The 3,754-nt window shown below is 47.6% G+C and carries 6 protein-coding genes; 2 read left to right on the forward strand and 4 right to left on the reverse strand.

Annotated features, from left to right (window positions below):
* Positions 1-229: aspartate 1-decarboxylase (locus ACRC27_RS07995; protein WP_438639614.1), on the forward strand; the 229-nt coding region annotated here is incomplete at its 5' end.
* Between the two features lie 139 nt (positions 230-368).
* Here ACRC27_RS07995 and ACRC27_RS08000 read toward each other — a convergent pair.
* Both ACRC27_RS08000 and ACRC27_RS08005 read right to left on the reverse strand, forming a co-directional pair.
* Positions 369-1,139, reverse strand: coding sequence for an ABC transporter permease (locus ACRC27_RS08000; RefSeq protein ID WP_438622343.1), 771 nt, complete (start codon positions 1,137-1,139; stop codon positions 369-371).
* A complete protein-coding gene (locus ACRC27_RS08005) occupies positions 1,136-2,062 on the reverse strand; it encodes an ABC transporter ATP-binding protein (RefSeq protein WP_438622342.1) in 927 nt (308 codons plus the stop codon). Before ACRC27_RS08005 ends, ACRC27_RS08000 begins: the two co-directional genes overlap by 4 nt.
* 141 nt (positions 2,063-2,203) lie before the next feature.
* Here ACRC27_RS08005 and can point away from each other — a divergent pair, with 141 nt between their 5' ends.
* Positions 2,204-2,878 carry a carbonate dehydratase gene (gene can, locus ACRC27_RS08010; protein WP_438622341.1) on the forward strand — a complete coding sequence of 225 codons (675 nt, stop codon included), beginning with the start codon at positions 2,204-2,206 and terminating at the stop codon, positions 2,876-2,878.
* On the opposite strand, the gene hpt is transcribed toward can, so the two are convergent.
* Both hpt and ACRC27_RS08020 read right to left on the reverse strand, forming a co-directional pair.
* Positions 2,879-3,409: a hypoxanthine phosphoribosyltransferase gene (hpt, locus tag ACRC27_RS08015; RefSeq protein ID WP_438629396.1), complete on the reverse strand. Its 531-nt coding sequence runs from the start codon at positions 3,407-3,409 to the stop codon at positions 2,879-2,881.
* A gap of 147 nt (positions 3,410-3,556) precedes the next feature.
* On the reverse strand, positions 3,557-3,754 hold a 198-nt coding region (locus ACRC27_RS08020; RefSeq protein ID WP_438639615.1), incomplete at its 5' end, for a TOBE domain-containing protein.

The following is a 3,754-nucleotide window of genomic DNA, read 5'->3' on the forward strand; positions in this document are numbered from 1 at the left end:
CGGTGAGCGTTTCTCGACCTATGCGATTGCCGCCGAGGCCGGTTCAAAAATCATTTCGGTCAACGGTGCGGCGGCGCATAAAGCCAGTGCAGGTGATCTGCTGATTATTTGTGCTTACGTGCAAATTGACGATGCCAAAGCGCGTCAGCATAAGCCAATGCTGGCCTATTTTGATCAGCACAATAATTTGCAGCGTAAAGCCAGCGCCATTCCGGTACAGATGGCATAATCGCAAGATACGCGCTCCTGCCACGCTGACCAAAAAAATGCCATTGTCACTGACAATGGCATTTTTGCTTGTATCCCACCCACGCTTTTATTGTGTTGTGAGCAGGCCACCTTAATAGGTGGCTCATCTACACCGAGGCTTAGGTACGTAAACCAATACCGCGTGAAATCAGATACCAAGCATAACCATATAAGCCGACCACAAACAGCGCCAGCACACCAAAGGTCATCGGTAAACCGACATCTGAAATTCCGAGAAATCCTTCACGAAAACCGCTGATCATATACACAATCGGGTTTAAACGAGACACACCCTGCCAAAAAGGGGGCAGCAAAGTCAGTGAGTAAAACACACCACCTAAATAGGTCAGTGGGGTCAGCACAAACGTAGGAATAATGCTGATATCATCAAAAGTACGCGCATACACTGCGTTAATCAGGCCACCTAAGGCAAACACGACGGAGGTCATCAGTACGGTTACGGCCACAACCCACCAGTGTTGTACTTCAATTTGTACAAAAAACAGTGAAATCAGCGTCACCAGAATACCAACACACAAACCACGCGCTACCCCGCCGCCAATATAGCCGAGAATGATAACGTGCGGCGGAACAGGCGCAACCAGCAGCTCTTCCACATTTCGTTGGAATTTTGAACTGAAAAATGAGGCGGCCACGTTCGAGTAAGAGTTGGTGATCACCGACATCATGATAAGCCCCGGCACAATAAACTGCATATAGCTAAAACCGTGCATATCACCAATACGCGAACCAATCAGGGTGCCAAAAATTACAAAATAGAGCGACATAGTAATCACTGGCGGAACGAGGGTTTGTACCCAAATTCGCATAAAACGGGTGATCTCTTTGATCCAGATACTTTGTAGTGCCACCCAATATAAACGCATCATGCTTGCACTTCCTTTTGATCACCTTTTACTAATGTGACAAACAGCTCTTCCAGCCGGTTGGCTTTGTTACGCATACTTAAAACCTGAATTCCCTGCTGACTGAGTTGGCTAAATACGCCATTCAACCCCTGTTCACGTGCCACGATAACCTCGATAGTGTTGGTATCCACAACCTTGATTTGATAGCCATTCAGTTTTGGCAACGGGCTGTGGGGGGCAAGGTCTAAGATAAAGGTTTCGTTTTCAAGCTGGCCGAGCAAATTTTTCATCGAGGTATTTTCAATCAGCTCACCGCCCTGAATGATGCCGATATTACGGCACAGCATTTCAGCCTCTTCCAGATAGTGAGTAGTCAGAATAATGGTCGTTCCCTGCGCATTAAGCTCTTTTAGAAAGCCCCACATTGAGCGGCGCAGTTCGATATCAACACCGGCGGTCGGCTCATCGAGGATCAGCAGTTTAGGCTCATGCATCAGCGCACGGGCAATCATTAAACGGCGCTTCATGCCGCCAGAGAGCATGCGGGCACGTGAATCGCGTTTTTCCCATAAATCGAGCTGTTTGAGGTATTTTTCAGCGCGGATCAAGGCATCATGGCGGGTAATGCCATAGTAACCGGCCTGATTCACCACAATTTGCAGCACGGTTTCAAACGGGTTGAAGTTAAACTCTTGCGGCACTAGCCCTTGCTGGCGCTTTACATCCACCAAATCAGTATCGAGATCATGGCCGAAAACTTTCACACTGCCGGCAGTTTTATTCACCAATGAGGTAATAATACCGATAGTGGTTGATTTTCCTGCACCGTTTGGCCCGAGCAGTGCGTAAAAATCACCGGCCTCAACGGTCAGATCAATGCCGCGCAGTGCCTGCACGCCGTTAGCATATCGTTTTGTTAACCCTTTAATTTCCAGCGCATGCATAGGCTATTTACTCCTGATTTGATCCTAATTGCGGTTTGATGCTTTCCCATAAAAGTTACTGTTTGTATTTTTCAGTTGGTCTTTTATATTAAGCGAATCTAATTATACTCACGCCACACTGACTTAACAGGGATGCCACGGATGCACAACATAGAGCGACTACTTCAAAATAACCAGATCTGGTCTGAAAATATCAGCCACGAAGATCCCTCGTACTTTGAGCGTTTAGCCCAGACGCAAAAACCGCGCTATCTGTGGATTGGCTGCTCTGACAGCCGCGTTCCGGCAGAACGCCTGACCGGTATGGCGCCAGGTGAGTTGTTTGTGCACCGAAATGTGGCCAATTTGGTGATCCACACCGATCTGAACTGCCTGTCTGTTGTGCAGTATGCCGTTGATGTGCTGCAAGTTGAACATATCATTATTTGTGGGCATTACAGCTGTGGCGGGGTTCAGGCTGCAATTGATAATCCAGAACTGGGGCTTATCAACAACTGGCTGCTGCATATTCGTGATATTTGGTACAAGCATAGCCACCTGCTGGGTAAAATTCCCCATGAAGAGCGTGCCGATATTCTCAGTGAGCTCAATGTTATTGAACAAGTGTATAACTTAGGCAACTCTACGATTATCCAGTCAGCATGGAAACGCGGACAGGAAGTGATGGTGCATGGCTGGGTATACGGTATGCAAGACGGCAAGCTGCGCGATCTGAAAGTTGGCGCAACCAGCCGTGAAACGCTTGAGATGAACTATCGCAGTGCCATGTCAACGCTTATCCAACAGCATCAACAACTGGCACCACGCGAAGCGTAATTACGCTATAGGTACAACTTTACCCACGTAAGGTAGGTTGCGGTATTTTTGAGCATAATCAATACCGTAACCTACAACAAACTCATCAGGAATGGTAAAACCGACCCACTCAACCGGCACTTCCACTTCACGGCGCTCTGGCTTATCCAGCAGAGTACAAATCGCCAGTGATTTTGGGTTACGCAGGCTCAAAATCTCGCGAACTTTGCTTAAGGTATACCCGGTGTCGATAATATCTTCTACGATCAACACATCTTTGCCATTAATGTCATCATCCAGATCTTTTAGGATACGAACATCACGGTTACTGTTCATGCTGTTGCCATAACTTGAGGCGGTCATGAAATCCACCTCTTGTGGCAGGTCAATCTCACGTGCAAGATCAGCCATAAACATGAATGAACCACGCAATAGGCCGACCAGTACGAGATCCTGACTGTTGCTATATTGTGCGGTAATTTGCGCACCCAGCTCAGCAATCCGGTTTCTTACAGCCTGTTCAGTAATCAAAACTTCAACGGTATGTTTCATACTTCTCACGTTTTCTGGCGGGAATTGAAGCTAAAGTTTACCACAAGCTGCCGTGTGTTCGGTATCTGCAATCTGCATCGCCAATATGCATTTAAGTGCACGCTAGCAATGTACAAGCGCTGTCCTGCAACCTTAATCCTCAGCAACTTAATCTTCAGCAAACAGTACCGGCTGTTCACACTCCACCGATAAGGTCACCCGCTGGCCCGGCATTAGGTGCGTGGTAGAGTTGATAATCAGGCACACCCCCGCCAGCTCAACGTGATAACAACTCATGCTGCCGAGAAATTGCCGCTCAACTACTTGGGCAAGACCGTTATGATCTGCGCGTAACGTCATCTGTTG

Source organism: Plesiomonas sp. (assembly GCF_051650925.1).
Classification (GTDB): Bacteria; Pseudomonadota; Gammaproteobacteria; order Enterobacterales; family CAMTGL01; genus Plesiomonas.

Coding starts and splice junctions, on each gene's coding strand:
- ACRC27_RS08000 (WP_438622343.1), bottom strand. CDS start 1,139: ATGATGCGTTTATATTGGGTGGCACTACAAAGTATCTGGATCAAAGAG.
- ACRC27_RS08005 (WP_438622342.1), bottom strand. CDS start 2,062: ATGCATGCGCTGGAAATTAAAGGGTTAACAAAACGATATGCTAACGGC.
- can (WP_438622341.1), top strand. CDS start 2,204: ATGCACAACATAGAGCGACTACTTCAAAATAACCAGATCTGGTCTGAA.
- hpt (WP_438629396.1), bottom strand. CDS start 3,409: ATGAAACATACCGTTGAAGTTTTGATTACTGAACAGGCTGTAAGAAAC.